12 protein-coding genes and 3 rRNA genes are annotated in these 16784 nt (G+C 65.3%); 12 read left to right on the top strand and 3 right to left on the bottom strand.

The features are described 5' to 3' along the window. Nucleotides 1-573 precede the first annotated feature (573 nt). The 11 genes from OG782_RS15705 to OG782_RS15655 all read left to right on the top strand — a co-directional run bounded on the left by OG782_RS15705 (nt 574) and on the right by OG782_RS15655 (nt 12660). Nucleotides 574-2099, top strand: a 16S ribosomal RNA gene (locus tag OG782_RS15705). 298 nt (nt 2100-2397) lie between these two features. Then, a 23S ribosomal RNA gene (locus OG782_RS15700) occupies nt 2398-5522 on the top strand. 79 nt (nt 5523-5601) lie between these two features. Then, nucleotides 5602-5718: ribosomal RNA gene (gene rrf, locus OG782_RS15695) — 5S ribosomal RNA — on the top strand. Together the 16S, 23S and 5S rRNA genes form the textbook arrangement of a ribosomal RNA operon. Before the next feature lie 72 nt (nt 5719-5790). Further along, a complete protein-coding gene (locus OG782_RS15690; protein ID WP_406451366.1) occupies nt 5791-6435 on the top strand; it encodes an HAD family hydrolase in 645 nt (214 codons plus the stop codon). Nucleotides 6436-6477: 42 nt separating this feature from the next. Then, nucleotides 6478-7680, top strand: a complete 1203-nt coding sequence (locus OG782_RS15685; RefSeq protein ID WP_406451364.1) for an MFS transporter — start codon at nt 6478-6480, stop codon at nt 7678-7680. Continuing rightward, entirely contained in the window at nt 7649-8821 is a 1173-nt protein-coding gene (locus OG782_RS15680) for an acetoin utilization protein AcuC (RefSeq protein WP_406451362.1), read from the top strand. Before OG782_RS15685 ends, OG782_RS15680 begins: the two co-directional genes overlap by 32 nt. A 99-nt stretch (nt 8822-8920) precedes the next feature. Continuing rightward, the gene (locus OG782_RS15675) at nt 8921-9736 is read left to right on the top strand and encodes a phosphatase (protein WP_406451360.1); all 816 of its coding nucleotides are present in this window, start codon (nt 8921-8923) and stop codon (nt 9734-9736) included. A 128-nt stretch (nt 9737-9864) separates the two neighbouring features. Continuing rightward, nucleotides 9865-10077: a helix-turn-helix domain-containing protein gene (locus OG782_RS15670; RefSeq protein ID WP_123460011.1), complete on the top strand. Its 213-nt coding sequence runs from the start codon at nt 9865-9867 to the stop codon at nt 10075-10077. A 110-nt stretch (nt 10078-10187) separates the two neighbouring features. Beyond that, nucleotides 10188-10286, top strand: a complete 99-nt coding sequence (locus OG782_RS15665) for a 30S ribosomal protein bS22 (RefSeq protein ID WP_003948845.1) — start codon at nt 10188-10190, stop codon at nt 10284-10286. 232 nt (nt 10287-10518) lie between these two features. Next, nucleotides 10519-11616 carry an NAD-dependent epimerase/dehydratase family protein gene (locus OG782_RS15660; RefSeq protein ID WP_406451358.1) on the top strand — a complete coding sequence of 366 codons (1098 nt, stop codon included), beginning with the start codon at nt 10519-10521 and terminating at the stop codon, nt 11614-11616. Between the two features lie 15 nt (nt 11617-11631). Beyond that, complete coding sequence (locus tag OG782_RS15655; protein WP_406451356.1) at nt 11632-12660, top strand: lysophospholipid acyltransferase family protein; 1029 nt, start codon at nt 11632-11634, stop codon at nt 12658-12660. A gap of 90 nt (nt 12661-12750) precedes the next feature. Here OG782_RS15655 and OG782_RS15650 read toward each other — a convergent pair whose 3' ends face one another. From OG782_RS15650 to OG782_RS15640, 3 genes are all read right to left on the bottom strand, one after another. Next, complete coding sequence (locus OG782_RS15650; RefSeq protein WP_406451354.1) at nt 12751-13947, bottom strand: DUF5667 domain-containing protein; 1197 nt, start codon at nt 13945-13947, stop codon at nt 12751-12753. 224 nt (nt 13948-14171) lie between these two features. Continuing rightward, a complete protein-coding gene (locus OG782_RS15645) occupies nt 14172-14948 on the bottom strand; it encodes an ECF subfamily RNA polymerase sigma factor, BldN family (RefSeq protein WP_123460007.1) in 777 nt (258 codons plus the stop codon). Between the two features lie 350 nt (nt 14949-15298). Then, the gene (locus OG782_RS15640) at nt 15299-16243 is read right to left on the bottom strand and encodes an HAD family hydrolase (RefSeq protein WP_406451351.1); all 945 of its coding nucleotides are present in this window, start codon (nt 16241-16243) and stop codon (nt 15299-15301) included. A 148-nt stretch (nt 16244-16391) separates the two neighbouring features. Here OG782_RS15640 and OG782_RS15635 point away from each other — a divergent pair, with 148 nt between their 5' ends. Beyond that, on the top strand, nt 16392-16667 hold the full coding sequence (locus OG782_RS15635) for a glutaredoxin family protein (protein ID WP_406451349.1): 276 nt from the start codon (nt 16392-16394) through the stop codon (nt 16665-16667). The last annotated feature ends 117 nt before the right edge of the window (nt 16668-16784 follow it).

Genomic DNA, 16784 nt, shown 5'->3' with positions numbered 1-16784 from the left:
GCAGTAACCACATCGAGCGAGCGACAGCTGTCGCCTGCCTCTCTGTGCGCATTTGCGTAATGAGGAATCCGCGCTCGAAGGAGCGTGACCCCGATTAGCGTCGAGGCCCTGGATTCCGCTAATGTCTCACTCGTCGGAACGGCCCAACAGCCGGGAAGACAAGCCCCACTGACTGGGAATCAGGCCCGAAAGGATCTGATAGAGTCGGACTCGCCGGAAAGGGAAACGCGAAAGCGAAGAACTGGAAAGCGAAACCCGCTTCGACCGGGAATCGGACATGAAAGAGTCTGATAGAGTCGGAAACGCAAGACCGAAGGGAAGCGCCCGGAGGAAAGCCCGCGAGGGTGAGTACAAAGGAAGCGTCCGTTCCTTGAGAACTCAACAGCGTGCCAAAAGTCAACGCCAGATACGTTGATACCCCGACCTGCTTCGGCAGGTTCGAGGTTCCTTTGAAAGTCCTACGAGGCCACTGGCCTGGTAGGCAATGCACACAGCGAGGATTCAGTGGACGACCGGTCATATTCCGACATGGTCGTTCCGCTCTCGTGGTGTCTACCCGATTACGGGAAAACATTCACGGAGAGTTTGATCCTGGCTCAGGACGAACGCTGGCGGCGTGCTTAACACATGCAAGTCGAACGATGAAGCCCTTCGGGGTGGATTAGTGGCGAACGGGTGAGTAACACGTGGGCAATCTGCCCTTCACTCTGGGACAAGCCCTGGAAACGGGGTCTAATACCGGATAACACTTTCCCTCTCATGGGGGATGGTTAAAAGCTCCGGCGGTGAAGGATGAGCCCGCGGCCTATCAGCTAGTTGGTGGGGTAATGGCCTACCAAGGCGACGACGGGTAGCCGGCCTGAGAGGGCGACCGGCCACACTGGGACTGAGACACGGCCCAGACTCCTACGGGAGGCAGCAGTGGGGAATATTGCACAATGGGCGAAAGCCTGATGCAGCGACGCCGCGTGAGGGATGACGGCCTTCGGGTTGTAAACCTCTTTCAGCAGGGAAGAAGCGAAAGTGACGGTACCTGCAGAAGAAGCGCCGGCTAACTACGTGCCAGCAGCCGCGGTAATACGTAGGGCGCAAGCGTTGTCCGGAATTATTGGGCGTAAAGAGCTCGTAGGCGGCTTGTTGCGTCGGTTGTGAAAGCCCGGGGCTTAACCCCGGGTCTGCAGTCGATACGGGCAGGCTAGAGTGTGGTAGGGGAGATCGGAATTCCTGGTGTAGCGGTGAAATGCGCAGATATCAGGAGGAACACCGGTGGCGAAGGCGGATCTCTGGGCCATTACTGACGCTGAGGAGCGAAAGCGTGGGGAGCGAACAGGATTAGATACCCTGGTAGTCCACGCCGTAAACGTTGGGAACTAGGTGTTGGCGACATTCCACGTCGTCGGTGCCGCAGCTAACGCATTAAGTTCCCCGCCTGGGGAGTACGGCCGCAAGGCTAAAACTCAAAGGAATTGACGGGGGCCCGCACAAGCAGCGGAGCATGTGGCTTAATTCGACGCAACGCGAAGAACCTTACCAAGGCTTGACATATACCGGAAAGCATCAGAGATGGTGCCCCCCTTGTGGTCGGTATACAGGTGGTGCATGGCTGTCGTCAGCTCGTGTCGTGAGATGTTGGGTTAAGTCCCGCAACGAGCGCAACCCTTGTTCTGTGTTGCCAGCATGCCCTTCGGGGTGATGGGGACTCACAGGAGACTGCCGGGGTCAACTCGGAGGAAGGTGGGGACGACGTCAAGTCATCATGCCCCTTATGTCTTGGGCTGCACACGTGCTACAATGGCCGGTACAATGAGCTGCGATGCCGCGAGGCGGAGCGAATCTCAAAAAGCCGGTCTCAGTTCGGATTGGGGTCTGCAACTCGACCCCATGAAGTCGGAGTTGCTAGTAATCGCAGATCAGCATTGCTGCGGTGAATACGTTCCCGGGCCTTGTACACACCGCCCGTCACGTCACGAAAGTCGGTAACACCCGAAGCCGGTGGCCCAACCCCTTGTGGGAGGGAGCTGTCGAAGGTGGGACTGGCGATTGGGACGAAGTCGTAACAAGGTAGCCGTACCGGAAGGTGCGGCTGGATCACCTCCTTTCTAAGGAGCATCTAGATTCCGCAAGGAATCCAGAGCCACTACGCCGGCAAATGTTCGGCGGTGGTTAGCTCATGGGTGGAACGTTGACTATTCGGCACGGTTGGCTGGTTTTCGTAAGTACTGCTTCGGCGTGGAAAGCGTAAACGGGTTGATTGTGTCGGGCACGCTGTTGGGTATCTGAAGGTACGGCCGTAAAGGTCGTCCTTCGGTTGCCGGCCCCAGTGCACTCGTTCTTCGGAACGGGGTGATGGGTGGCTGGTCGTTGTTTGAGAACTGCACAGTGGACGCGAGCATCTGTGGCCAAGTTTTTAAGGGCGCACGGTGGATGCCTTGGCACTAGGAACCGATGAAGGACGTGGGAGGCCACGATAGTCCCCGGGGAGCTGTCAACCAAGCTTTGATCCGGGGGTTTCCGAATGGGGAAACCCGGCAGTCGTCATGGGCTGTCACCCGCTGCTGAACACATAGGCAGTGTGGAGGGAACGAGGGGAAGTGAAACATCTCAGTACCCTCAGGAAGAGAAAACAACCGTGATTCCGGGAGTAGTGGCGAGCGAAACTGGATCAGGCCAAACCGTATGCGTGTGATACCCGGCAGGGGTTGCGCATGCGGGGTTGTGGGATCTCTTTTTCATGGTCTGCCGGCCATGAGACGAGTCAGAAACCGTTGATGTAGGCGAAGGACATGCGAAAGGTCCGGCGTAGAGGGTAAGACCCCCGTAGCTGAAACATCAACGGCTCGTTTAAGAGACACCCAAGTAGCACGGGGCCCGAGAAATCCCGTGTGAATCTGGCGGGACCACCCGTTAAGCCTAAATATTCCCTAGTGACCGATAGCGGATAGTACCGTGAGGGAATGGTGAAAAGTACCGCGGGAGCGGAGTGAAATAGTACCTGAAACCGTGTGCCTACAAGCCGTGGGAGCGTCGCGCATCGAGTTTACTCGGTGCGTCGTGACTGCGTGCCTTTTGAAGAATGAGCCTGCGAGTTTGCGGTGTGTTGCGAGGTTAACCCGTGTGGGGAAGCCGTAGCGAAAGCGAGTCCGAATAGGGCGATTTAGTAGCGCGCTCAAGACCCGAAGCGGAGTGATCTAGCCATGGGCAGGTTGAAGCGGAGGTAAGACTTCGTGGAGGACCGAACCCACCAGGGTTGAAAACCTGGGGGATGACCTGTGGTTAGGGGTGAAAGGCCAATCAAACTCCGTGATAGCTGGTTCTCCCCGAAATGCATTTAGGTGCAGCGTCGTGTGTTTCTTGCCGGAGGTAGAGCACTGGATAGGCGATGGGCCCTACCGGGTTACTGACCTTAGCCAAACTCCGAATGCCGGTAAGTGAGAGCACGGCAGTGAGACTGTGGGGGATAAGCTCCATGGTCGAGAGGGAAACAGCCCAGAGCATCGACTAAGGCCCCTAAGCGTACGCTAAGTGGGAAAGGATGTGGAGTCGCAGAGACAACCAGGAGGTTGGCTTAGAAGCAGCCACCCTTGAAAGAGTGCGTAATAGCTCACTGGTCAAGTGATTCCGCGCCGACAATGTAGCGGGGCTCAAGCGTACCGCCGAAGTCGTGTCATTCCAGCATGTACCCCCAACGGGGGCTGGGATGGGTAGGGGAGCGTCGTGTGCCGGGTGAAGCAGCCGCGGAAGCGAGTTGTGGACGGTTCACGAGTGAGAATGCAGGCATGAGTAGCGATACACACGTGAGAAACGTGTGCGCCGATTGACTAAGGGTTCCTGGGTCAAGCTGATCTGCCCAGGGTAAGTCGGGACCTAAGGCGAGGCCGACAGGCGTAGTCGATGGACAACCGGTTGATATTCCGGTACCCGCTTTGAAACGCCCAGTACTGAATCAGGCGATGCTAAGTCCGTGAAGCCGGCCCGATCTCTTCGGAGTTGAGGGTAGTGGTGGAGCCGATGAACCAGACTTGTAGTAGGTAAGCGATGGGGTGACGCAGGAAGGTAGTCCAGCCCGGGCGGTGGTAGTCCCGGGGTAAGGGTGTAGGCCGTGTGGTAGGTAAATCCGTCACACATTAAGGCTGAGACCTGATGCCGAGCCGATTGTGGTGAAGTGGATGATCCTATGCTGTCGAGAAAAGCCTCTAGCGAGTTTCATGGCGGCCCGTACCCTAAACCGACTCAGGTGGTCAGGTAGAGAATACCGAGGCGTTCGGGTGAACTATGGTTAAGGAACTCGGCAAAATGCCCCCGTAACTTCGGGAGAAGGGGGGCCATCACTGGTGATCCGATTTACTCGGTGAGCTGGGGGTGGCCGCAGAGACCAGCGAGAAGCGACTGTTTACTAAAAACACAGGTCCGTGCGAAGCCGTAAGGCGATGTATACGGACTGACGCCTGCCCGGTGCTGGAACGTTAAGGGGACCGGTTAGCTGACTTTCGGGTCGGCGAAGCTGAGAACTTAAGCGCCAGTAAACGGCGGTGGTAACTATAACCATCCTAAGGTAGCGAAATTCCTTGTCGGGTAAGTTCCGACCTGCACGAATGGCGTAACGACTTCTCGACTGTCTCAACCATAGGCCCGGTGAAATTGCACTACGAGTAAAGATGCTCGTTTCGCGCAGCAGGACGGAAAGACCCCGGGACCTTTACTATAGTTTGATATTGGTGTTCGGTTCGGCTTGTGTAGGATAGGTGGGAGACTTTGAAGCGGCCACGCCAGTGGTTGTGGAGTCGTCGTTGAAATACCACTCTGGTCGTGCTGGATGTCTAACCTGGGTCCGTGATCCGGATCAGGGACAGTGTCTGATGGGTAGTTTAACTGGGGCGGTTGCCTCCTAAAGAGTAACGGAGGCGCCCAAAGGTTCCCTCAGCCTGGTTGGCAATCAGGTGTTGAGTGTAAGTGCACAAGGGAGCTTGACTGTGAGACCGACGGGTCGAGCAGGGACGAAAGTCGGGACTAGTGATCCGGCAGTGGCTTGTGGAAGCGCTGTCGCTCAACGGATAAAAGGTACCCCGGGGATAACAGGCTGATCTTCCCCAAGAGTCCATATCGACGGGATGGTTTGGCACCTCGATGTCGGCTCGTCGCATCCTGGGGCTGGAGTCGGTCCCAAGGGTTGGGCTGTTCGCCCATTAAAGCGGTACGCGAGCTGGGTTTAGAACGTCGTGAGACAGTTCGGTCCCTATCCGCTGTGCGCGTAGGAATATTGAGAAGGGCTGTCCCTAGTACGAGAGGACCGGGACGGACGAACCTCTGGTGTGCCAGTTGTCCTGCCAAGGGCATGGCTGGTTGGCTACGTTCGGAAAGGATAACCGCTGAAAGCATCTAAGCGGGAAGCCTGCTTCGAGATGAGTATTCCCACCCTCTTGAGGGGTTAAGGCTCCCAGTAGACGACTGGGTTGATAGGCCAGATGTGGAAGCCCGGTAACGGGTGGAGCTGACTGGTACTAATAGGCCGAGGGCTTGTCCTCAGTTGCTCGCGTCCACTGTGTTAGTTCTGAAATAACGAACGGCCGTGTTTTTATCCGGTGTTGGTTAATTTCATAGTGTTTCGGTGGTCATTGCGTTAGGGAAACGCCCGGTTACATTCCGAACCCGGAAGCTAAGCCTTTCAGCGCCGATGGTACTGCAGGGGGGACCCTGTGGGAGAGTAGGACGCCGCCGAACAATCATTGTGGAAAAGCCCCGTGCCCTTGTGGCACGGGGCTTTTCTGCGTTCTGACGGTTTAAGGTCGTTCCATGCGCTACGACCTTGTCATCTTCGACAACGACGGTGTGCTCGTGGACAGCGAGCCGATCTCCAACACCATCCTGGCCGGCTACCTCACCGAGCTCGGACACCCCACCTCGTACGAGGAGTCCGTCCGCGACTACATGGGGGCCGCCGTGCACCGGGTGCACGATCTCGTCGAGGAGAGGGGCGGGGAGAAGCTGCCCGCGGACTTCGACGACACGCTCCACTCACGGATCTTCGCCGCTTTCCAGCAGGAGCTGGAACCCGTCCCCGGTGTCGAGGACGTGCTGGGGAAGCTCGTCGCCGACGGGATCCCGTACTGCGTCGCGTCCTCCGGCAGCCACGAGCGGATCCGGGTCGGGCACCGCAGGACCGGGCTCGACCAGTGGTTCGAGGAGGAGTGGATCTTCAGCGCGGAGGATGTCGGCCGGGGGAAGCCCGCGCCCGACCTGTTCCTGCACGCCGCCGCGCAGATGGGCGTGGCACCCGAGCGGTGTGTCGTCATCGAGGACAGCCCGCTCGGAGTGGAGGCGGCCAGGGCCGCGGGCATGGATGTGTACGGGTTCACGTCGATGATGCCGGCGGACCGGCTGGCCGGGGTGACCGGGCATTTCTCCGACATGGGACAGCTGCGGGAATTGCTTGCCTGACACATCTACCCATGGGTAGAAACTGGCTCTACGCTCGCGCCCATGACAGATGCACGTTTGCGGCACGGCAGAGCCTCTCTTGCGTTGAGCTTCTTCGTGCAAGGCGTCACCTTCGCTCTCCTCGTGACGCGGATCCCCGCCATTCAGGACCGGTACGGGATATCCGACGGCCTGCTGCCCGTGTTCCTCGCCGCCGTGCCGATCCTGGCCGGTGTGGGCAGCGTGGTCACCGAGAAGGTGGTCGCCAGGGTGCGGCCGAGGGTGGTTCTGCGGTGGGCGCAGCCCGTCGTGCTGCTTGCCCTGCTCGGGGTCGGGGCCGGGAGCGAGCTGTGGCAGGCGGCCCTGGCGCTCGGCGTGTTCGGGCTGTCCGTCGGCGCGCTGGACGCCTCCATGAACATGATGGGGGTCAGCCTTCAGCGGGCGTACGGGCGTTCCATCATGCTCGGCTTCCATGCCGCGTACAGCCTGGGCGGGATCGCCGGGGCGTCGATGGCATGGGCCGGGGCGCACTGGGATCTTTCCCTGCTGGTCTCGTACCTGCCGGTGGTCGTGGTGCTGCTGCCCGCCGCGTTCGTCGCGAGCCGGTGGTACATCGAGGGAACGCAGGAGGAGGAGCAGGAGGGTGCGGCCGGGGGGAAGGCCGGCTCGGTCTCCTTCAAGCTGCTGATGCCCCTCTGTCTGGTGATGAGCTTCGCGTACATCGGGGACTCGACGGTCTCCAACTGGAGCGCGAAGTATCTGCAGGACGTGCTGGGGAGCTCGGAGCAGCTCTCCACCGTTCCGTACAACGTCTACATGGTGACGACGCTGCTGGGGCGGGCCGTCGGGGACTTCGGGGTGCGGCGGTTCGGGGCGGTGGCCGTGGTGCGGTCCGGGAGTGTGCTGGCCGCTGCCGGGTTCGCTGTGGTGGCTGTCGCGGGCGGGGCCTGGGTGGGGATGCTCGGGTTCACCATGCTGGGGCTCGGGCTGTGTGTGATCGTGCCGCAGACGTTCGCGGCGGCGGGGCGGATGTTCCCCGGGGCGAGCGACACCGCGATCGCCCGGCTGAACATCTTCAACTATGTCGGCTTCCTCGTCGGCTCGCCCCTGGTGGGGGCGCTCGGGGACGCCTGGAGCTACCGGGGCGCGATGCTCGTACCGATGGTTCTGGTGCTCGTGATCCTTGTGTACGCCAAGTCGTTCGGCGCGGAACCTGCCCGATACGGTGGCGGGCATGAGCGGCCGCGCACAGTTGATGTGGGATGACGCAGTAACGGGATACGACTTCGGGGACAGCCATCCCATGGACCCGGTCAGACTTGCCCTGACGATGGGGCTGGTGCGGGCGTTCGGTCTCGACCGGGCGGTGGACGTGGTGTCCGCCAAGCCCGCCGGGGAATCCACGCTGCGGCTCGTGCACCGCCCGGACTACGTGGCGGCGGTGCGCGCGGCCTCCGCCGATCCGCGGAGCGCCGATCAGAAGTACGGAATCGGGACGGTCGACGATCCGGCGTTCGCCGGGATGCACGAGGTGTCGGCGCTGATCGCCGGGCAGTCGGTGGCGGCGGCCGAGGCGGTGTGGCGGGGCGAGACCGGGCATGCGGTGAACTTCGCCGGCGGACTGCATCACGCCATGCCCGGCGGGGCCGCGGGTTTCTGCATCTACAACGACCCGGCGCTCGCCATCGCGCGGTTGCTGGAGCTGGGTGCGGAGCGGGTCGCGTACGTCGATGTGGACGTGCACCACGGCGACGGGGTGCAGGCGGCCTTCTGGGAGGACCCGCGGGTTCTGACCATCTCGCTGCACGAGCACCCGCGGACGCTGTTCCCGCAGACCGGCTGGCCGGAGGAGACCGGTGCCGGGGCGGGTGAGGGCGGTGCGGTGAATGTGGCGCTGCCGGCCGGTACGGGGGACGCGGGGTGGCTGCGGGCGTTCCACGCGGTGGTGCCGGAGCTGCTGGCGGACTTCCGGCCGCAGGTGCTGGTGACGCAGCACGGGGCCGATACGCATTTCGAGGACCCGCTGGCCCATCTCGCGGTGTCGCTGGACGCGCAGCGGGCCGTGATGGCGGCCTGCCACGATCTGGCGCATGAGTACGCGGACGATGGGCGCTGGGTGGCGCTCGGCGGGGGCGGTTACGCGGTGGTGGACGTGGTGCCGCGGTCCTGGACGCATCTGGTGGGGATCGCCGCGCACGCGCCGGTGGACCCCGAGTCGGTGATTCCCCCGTCGTGGCGGGACGAGGTCTATGCGCGGACCCGGCAGCTCGGGCCGGCCCGGATGACGGACGGGCGTACCCCCTCGTGGAAGTCGTGGGAGGACGGGTACGACCCGGCGGACCGGCTGGACCAGGCGGTGCTGGCGACCCGGCGGGCGGCGTTCCCGCTGCGGGGGCTGCTGACCTGAGTCCGGCGTGGGGCTCCCGCTGAGTACGGGTTACGCCAACTGTGGGGCGTATTCCGGGTTTTGGTCCCGGGGCGGCGCCGGTGGGGGAGCATCACGAAGGTGTTGAGCACCGGAGCGCTGCGTGCGCATCTGCTGGCGGCCCGGCTGGCCGGGCCCGTGGCCACCTCGAGGGAAGTGAGTCTGCGGAGTTATCGGCTCTTCGCGGCCAGGGACCCGCGGGTGACGCTCGGCCTCGATCCCGGACGGGGCTGGGGGGAGCGGGATCTGCTGCGTCTGATGGCCGACAAGTGCGGGGTCTCGGGCGATCCCGCGCATGTGTCGGGTCCCGATGTGATCGACCCGGAGCGGACGCTGGCGGGGCTGGACGCGTTCGCCGGCCGGCTGTCGGCCGTGGCGGTCCGGCGGGCACCGGTGCTGTTCGGGACGGGGCATCCGCACCGGCTCCTCGGTTTCTACGCAGCGCTGGCAGACGCGTTGTCGTCGGTGGGGTGCACCGTACTCACTCCCGCGCAGGGGCGATGTATCGACATAACGACCCGGTTCGGGGTACGCACGTACAACCTCGACTACGTACGGGGAGTCGCGCTGGTGCGCGAACCCGGCGTGCGGGCGCCCGGTGGTGGCACCGGCGCACACACCCATTCGCCGCTCCCGGTCAGGGTCGCCCTGGAGGCCGCGGCGGGGGGCCGGGGGCCGTTGCCGGAACTCGTCGTCGGGGACCACGGCTGGGTCTGCGGGGCAGGTCAGCTGGGCATTGAGGCGATCGGCCTGGCCGATACGGACGATCCGGCGCTGTTCGTCGGTGAGGCGGAGGGGCGGGTGTCGGTCGCGGTGCCGCTCGACGACGCCGTGCGGTCCGCCTACTACCTGCCGCTCACGCGCTATGTACTCAATCGGGCGTGTCTGTCACAGTAGGCGGCCGATCGTCTCTCCTCTTCCCCACTCGCATCACCCGCCCCTAATCTGGGGAGTGAGCGCACAACGACGAAGAGTCACCGGAGGGGAAGCCGGTGCGCGTCTCGTGCGGAAGGTACAGGTGGGTCATGGCTGCTGACAGCGAGAGGCCTCTCAACGAGGTCAAGTTTCTGACCGTGGCGGAAGTAGCCTCGGTCATGCGAGTGTCGAAGATGACCGTGTACCGCTTGGTGCACAGCGGTCATCTGCCGGCGATCCGGGTGGGAAGGTCCTTCCGGGTGCCGGAGCAAGCGGTTCACGAGTATCTCCGCGAGTCCTTCGTGGGGGTGGGGACGGCCTGACATTCCCCTCGGATTACGTCCCTCACCCGGTGGCGGGTAGGCTAGGCCGACGTAGGTCGTGTGGGCCCAGACGCCCCGCACCAGTGAAGAAGAAGTGAGCGAGGGTAGTCGTGGGCTCTGTTATCAAGAAGCGGCGTAAGCGGATGGCCAAGAAGAAGCACCGCAAGCTGCTCAAGCGCACGCGCGTTCAGCGTCGCAACAAGAAGTAAGCGAACGCAGTTCGTGAAATCCGCAGCCCTTTCGCCGATGAGGCGGGAGGGCTGCGGTGCTGTGCGGGGGGTACACGTACGGCCGTGCAACATTCGGGCCAAGACGCGGAACAAGGCCGCCGCGCAGTCATCACAGGGCAACATCCACCCGCTACGGTGACGACCTGAGCAGTTCCCCTCCGCGGGGGGCTCGCCCACTCACTTCACGGGAGACCGACGGAAGGCGCTGATCTTGGGGCAGGTCGTGCTCGTCACGGGAGCGGCCCGGCAGCTGGGCGGCCGTTTCGTGCGGCGCATCCAGCGTGATCCGGGCGTGGACCGGGTGATCGCGGTCGACGCGGTCGCGCCGGGGCACCAGCTGGGCGACGCCGTCTTCGTGCGCGCGGACATCCGCCAGCCCGCCATCGCCAGAGTCCTCGCCGAGCACGCGGTCGACACCGTCGTCCATCTGGACGTCAGCGGCAAGGCGCTGGGGGCCCAGGGCCGTACCGCGGTCAAGGAGACCAACGTCATCGGCACCATGCAGCTGCTCGGCGCCTGTCAGAAGGCCCCGGCCGTTCAGCGGATGGTGATCAAGTCCAGTACGGGGGTGTACGGCTCCGCGCCCCGCGATCCGGCGGTCTTCCATGAGACGACCTCGCCCAAGTCGCTGCCGGGCGCGGGCTTCGCCAAGGACGCGGTGGAGGTCGAGGGGTACGTACGGGGCTTCGCGCGCCGCAGGCCGGATGTGGCCGTGTGCGTGCTCAGGTTCGCGAACATCCTGGGCCCCGAAGCGGATTCGCCGCTCGCGGACTATCTGTCGCTGCCGGTGCTGCCGACGGTGTTCGGGTACGACCCGAGGCTGCAGTTCGTCCATGAGGACGACGTCATCGACGTCCTGGGCATCGCGGCGCGCGAGCCGCGGCGCGGGACCCTGAACAGCGGCACGTTCAACATCGCGGGGGACGGGGTGCTGTTGCTCTCCCAGTGTGCGCGGCGGCTGGGGCGGCCGACGATGCCGCTGCTGCTGCCCGCGGTCACCTGGGTCGGGCAGGCGCTGAGTGCGGTCGGCATGACGGACTTCTCGCCGGAACAGATCCGGCTGCTCACCCATGGCAGGGTGGTCTCCACGGTCCAGATGCGCGAGACCCTGGGCTTTCGTCCCCGGTTCACCACGGCGGAGACCTTCGCGGAGTTCGCGCACAGCCGGGGGCCGGGGCTGCTGCCGCCCGAGGCGGTGGGCCGGGCCGTCGACAGAGTCGCCGCGATGCCCTTCGCCGGCGGGACCGGCGGGGCCCCGGAGGTCACCGGGGCAGGCGGCGACGCACAACCGACTCCGAGCGCCAGGTAGAGGAGCGCACCGACGATGGCGGATGCCAAGGTCATTCCGTTCGACGACGACCGTTCGCGGTCGGGGGGCGTGGCGCGCGCGGCGCGACGGCGGTCCCCGGGACGCGGCAACGGGTCCGTGAGCGCCCTGCCGGGGCAGCTGGACGCCTCGCTGCCGCCGGAGGAGCCCGAGGAGGCTGTGGTGGCCCCCGAGGGCGCGGGACGGGGTGGCTGGGACCGGCGGATCGCGGGCGGGCTCGCGTTCCTGCGGCGGCGGGTCACGGGCGATTACGACGTCGACGAGTTCGGCTACGACAAGGAACTCACCGACCAGGTGCTGATGTCGGTGCTCCGGCCGGTGTACGAGAAGTACTTCCGGGTCGAGGTGAAGGGCATCGAGAACATTCCGTCGGACGGCGGGGCGCTCATCGTGTCCAACCACTCGGGGACCCTGCCGCTGGACGGGCTGATGCTTCAGGTCGCGGTGCACGACAACCATCCGGCGGGGCGGCATCTGCGGCTGCTCGCCGCGGACCTCGTGTTCATGCTGCCGGTCGTCAACGAGCTCGCCCGCAAGGCCGGGCACACGCTGGCCTGCGCCGAGGACGCGGAGCGGCTGCTGCGGCAGGGCGAGGTCGTCGGGGTGATGCCGGAGGGCTTCAAGGGCATCGGGAAGCCGTTCGGCGAGCGGTACAAGCTCCAGCGCTTCGGGCGGGGTGGCTTCGTGTCGACGGCGCTGCGGGCCGGGGTGCCGATCGTGCCGTGCTCGATCGTGGGCGCGGAGGAGATCTACCCGATGATCGGCAACTCCAGGACGCTGGCGCGGCTGCTGGGGACGCCGTACTTCCCGATCACGCCGACGTTTCCCTGGCTGGGGCCGTTGGGTGCGGTGCCGTTGCCGACGAAGTGGACGATCCAGTTCGGCGAGCCGATTCCCACGGACGGGTACCCGGTGGAGGCGGCGGAGGATCCGATGCTGATGTTCAACCTGACGGATCAGGTGCGTGAGCAGATTCAGCACACGCTGTACAAGCTGCTGGTGAAGCGGCGGTCGGTGTTCTTCTGAGGGCCGGCCGGGGGTGCTTTGTCCTCGATCGCCGGACGGGCTGACGCGTGCGCCGGGCGGGACTGATCGTTTCCGCCCGGCGCACGCGTGTCAGTTCTTGTCGTCCTCGGCGTCGATCCCCAGACCGCCGATCAGGCCCGGGATGAGCGGCGGCAGCGTGATGTCCGGCGAGGGGGTCGTGCTCGGTGCTTCGTTCGCCGGGGCGCTGGTGCCCGGTGAGGGCGGGTCGAAGAGACCGTCGGTGCTGCCTCCGATCAGGCCGTCGGCCGGGCTGCTGCCCGAGTCCGACGGGTCGGGGGAGGTGCTGGTGCCCGTACCGCTGTCGTGCGGGGCGGAGGATGATGCGGGCGAGGGTGCGTGCGAACGCGCGGACGGGTCCGTGCTGTTGCCGGTGGAGCCGCTCTGCTGGGATCCGCCGCTCTCCTCCGGGGTACGGGGGAGCAGCGACTGCAGGGGTGCCACTTCTTCCTCTATGGCGGCGAAGACCGAGCTGACCTGGTCGCCGACGTCGGTCAGCTGCAGGGGAAGGCGGTCGCGGAGGCTGCTCCAGCTGTCGCGGTGCGATCGGGAGAAGGAGTCCAGGGTCTGGATCGGGCCGATGGCGCCGTCCCGTTCGTAGGCCGCGTGGAGGAGCCGGTGGCCCTCGGTGGCGTCGTGGGTCATGCCGTTGAGCGTGCGCCGGATCTCGCCGAGCTGTTCATGGTCCAGGTCGCCGGAGCGGGCGCGCTCCATCAGCCTGCGTGCTTCGCCGAGCCGGGTCGAGGCCTGGTCCAGGTAGACCTCGCCGCGGTCCGTGTCGCTGTCGGTGAGGCCGAGGTGGATGTCCTCCATGCCGCGCTTCAGCCCGTAGAGCGAGTCACCCGGCAGGGCGTCGGAACTGGCGGCCGCCACACCGCCGAAGGCTCCCGCGGCCACACCGACGGTGAGCCCGCCGGCTGCGAGGCCCTTCGTCCAGCGCGATCTCGGGCGCAGTTTCCGGAGCGGGGAGGCCCGGTGGGCCCCCTTGCCCCGTTGTTCGGGCACCGTAGGGTCCGCGGATGCGCCGCCCGCGGCGAACATGGCCTCCATGGCGGCGACGAGCTGGGCTCGCTGCACCACTTTGACCTCGGGATCCATTTCCGGCTTCGGTAGCTCACCGAGGCCGTTCGCCAGGGCCAACAGCGGTCCGGGGCCGGCCTGTTCGGCCGGGTCCTCGGGCTGTACGGCCGCCGCACCGCGGAGCGACTGCTCCTCCAGGGCCTGGGCGAAGGCGTTCGCCCGCCGGTGTGCCGAAACGTTTGCGATCACTGGCGGCACCTCCTCTCGTCATGACGGTCGACTCCCCTGGGGGTCCGGAAGGTTGCACACCTTGAGCGCTTCCACACGAAAGAGTGAGCGTCTGCGGACATGGTGTGACGACAGGGGGCCTGCAACCGGCACAACGAGTGGCGCGGCACTTGGGTTACGCACGAAAGATGATCGGACCAGTGCGTGATGAACATATCGCCGAGAGTGATTCGGCCCGGATGGGGTCAGCGGGCATCGTCCGGAAGGAGCCGGGCAAGAGTGCGGACGGCGCGGTACTGCAGGGTCTTGATCGCGCCCTCGTTCTTGCCCATCACCCGGGCGGTCTCGGCGACCGAGAGGCCCTGCAGGAAGCGCAGGGTCACGCACTCCTGCTGCTGGGGGTTGAGTCGGCGCACGGCTTGGAGCAGTGCGGCATTGGAGAGGGACTCCAGGACGGAGTCCTCGGGGCTGCGCTCGACCTCGTTGGCGTCGAGCATTTCACCGGTGGTCACTTCCAGCCGGAATCGACTGGATTTGAAATGGTCGGCGACCAGGTTGCGAGCGATCGTGACCAGCCAGGCGCCGAAGTCGCGGCCCTGCCAGGTGAACGTGGAGATGCGCCGCAGGGCGCGCAGGAAGGTCTCGCTCGTGAGGTCCTCCGCCGTCGCCTTGCCTCCCACGCGGTAGTAGATGTAGCGGTACACGGTGTCGCTGTACTGGTCGTAGAGACGGCCGAAGGCGTCAGCCTCACCGGCCTGTGCGCGCTCGACGAGATCCATCATGCGCGCGCTGTCGCTGTCGGCGGTCGGCCGACGAACGGTGGACGTGGTCGTTGCGCCGCGGTTGCTGCGTCTTCCGACCGCCGCACCGCGTTCGGCCAGGGCGTAGCAAGGGCCGGCAGGTGCAGGGGTGGCAAAGGCGGGTACGGCGTACGCGGTGGGGACGAAGCCGCGCAAGCGGTCGGCGACCGTTGCGCGCAGCGTAGCCAGGCCCGAGGCGTCAACCCCGACGTGTGGGTACACGGGACTCCCAGAGGCAGAGCTTCCATCACGTGCAGTGCGGAACCGTCACTCGTCGTAGTGAGTGGTGGGTTCCGGAATGCGTCTGAGGAGAATAACGCTTCGTACAGGCAGTGCTACACCCAGTTGCGTAAATCATCGATCACGTCGCTTCTGTGGCGACTACACGACGCATCAAGTAGCACATCGTGACCGGTTATTGATCGAATTGCTTCGGGATCTGCTTGCGGCCGCGACGGGTTGTGGTCGAGTGCGGGTAACCCGACTGGCGGGAGAGGCCGCCGGCGCCGGGTCCCGATCGACGGCAGGGGCCGGGCGTGGCCCGGCCCCTGTGGATCACCCGCGGCGTGGGGTCAGCGGCGGCGGCGGTGCAGTGCGACGGCCGCCGCGGTGCCGCCGGCGAGGGCGCCGACGCCGGCGGCGGCCGGGATGCCGACCTTGGCTGCCTTGCGGCCGGTCCGGTAGTCGCGCAGCCGCCAGTCCAGGGCGCGGGCGTGCTTGCGGAGCTTGGCGTCCGGGTTGATCGCGTACGGGTGCCCGACCAGGGACAGCATCGGGATGTCGTTGTGCGAGTCGCTGTACGCGGCACAGCGGGCCAGGTCCAGGCCTTCGGCCGCGGCCAGGGCGCGTACCGCCTCCGCCTTCGCGGGGCCGTGCAGCGGTTCGCCGACGAGGCGCCCGGTGTAGACGCCGTCGACGGATTCGGCGACGGTGCCGAGTGCGCCGGTCAGGCCGAGGCGGCGGGCGATGATCGTGGCGGTCTCCACCGGGGCGGCGGTGACCAGCCAGACCTTCTGGCCGGCGTCGAGGTGGGCCTGGGCCAGTGCGCGGGTGCCGGGCCAGATGCGGTCCGCCATGTACTCGTCGTAGATCTCCTCGCCGATCGACATCAGCTCGGAGACGCGGTGGCCCTTGACGATGGACAGGGCGCTGTCGCGGGCGTCCTGCATGTGTTCGGGGTCCTCGACGCCGGCCAGCCTGAACCAGGCCTGCTGCCAGGCGAACCGGGTGAGCTCGCGGCGCTCGAAGAACTTCCGTTTGTACAGCCCGCGGCCGAAGTGGAAGATCGCCGCGCCCTGCATGACGGTGTTGTCGAGGTCGAAGAAGGCGGCGGCCCGGTCGTCGCCGACGACGGGGAACTCGGGTTCCCCGTCCTGCGCGGCGCCGTCCTCGGTGCCGGCGGACTGCTCGGCGGCGAGCGACGACTTCCGCGCCGCCTCCGCCGCTGCCTCGCCTGCCAGCACGCTCCGTGCTGTCGCGGAACGCCTACGGGGTGTGAGCCATCCAAGAGCGGCCATGCCGTGAGCATAGCCAGTCGGCCCGGTTCTTCCCGCCCTGCCGGGATGCGGGGGCGTGAACTCTCGGGGACCGATTTGTTAAACGGGCGATTCCGGTCGTACCGGAAGAAGTGCGGCACCGGCCCGGCGGCGGCGCAGAATGAAGGGCATGAGTGCCCTGTTGCGTCGTAGGAAGAAGAATCCCGCCGACCGTGTGGTGACCCTTGTCGGGAAACCCGGGTGCCACCTCTGTGACGATGCCAGGGTGGTGGTGCGGGCGGTCTGCGAGGAGACCGGCGCTTCGTGGGAGGAGAAGGACATCACCCGGGACGAGGAGCTGCACCGGGAGTACTGGGAGCAGATTCCCGTGGTCCTCATTGATAACGAACAGCACACGTTCTGGCGGGTGGACCCGGCAAGACTGCGCAGTGCGCTGCTTTCCTGAGTGAAACCCGGTTACCATCGTGGGCGTTTTGAGTGGTCTCGGGGGCGTGGCTGTGAGGAGTGTGTACCGCTTTGCCCCCTTCGGGCCTGCAACGGGCTGATGCGATCCATGGTTCCT

Source organism: Streptomyces sp. NBC_00876 (assembly GCF_045207435.1).
Classification (GTDB): Bacteria; Actinomycetota; Actinomycetes; order Streptomycetales; family Streptomycetaceae; genus Streptomyces.
The sequence above is the reverse complement of the archived record's forward strand: the minus strand, read 5'-3'. Positions and strand labels throughout refer to the sequence as shown.

Bases quoted from the DNA above. Each gene is read 5' to 3' on its own strand.
- OG782_RS15670 (WP_123460011.1), top strand. From the start codon at position 9,865: ATGGCTGCTGACAGCGAGAGGCCTCTCAACGAGGTCAAGTTTCTGACC.
- OG782_RS15655 (WP_406451356.1), top strand. From the start codon at position 11,632: ATGGCGGATGCCAAGGTCATTCCGTTCGACGACGACCGTTCGCGGTCG.
- OG782_RS15685 (WP_406451364.1), top strand. From the start codon at position 6,478: ATGACAGATGCACGTTTGCGGCACGGCAGAGCCTCTCTTGCGTTGAGC.
- OG782_RS15640 (WP_406451351.1), bottom strand. From the start codon at position 16,243: ATGGCCGCTCTTGGATGGCTCACACCCCGTAGGCGTTCCGCGACAGCA.
- OG782_RS15680 (WP_406451362.1), top strand. From the start codon at position 7,649: ATGAGCGGCCGCGCACAGTTGATGTGGGATGACGCAGTAACGGGATAC.
- OG782_RS15635 (WP_406451349.1), top strand. From the start codon at position 16,392: ATGAGTGCCCTGTTGCGTCGTAGGAAGAAGAATCCCGCCGACCGTGTG.
- OG782_RS15690 (WP_406451366.1), top strand. From the start codon at position 5,791: ATGCGCTACGACCTTGTCATCTTCGACAACGACGGTGTGCTCGTGGAC.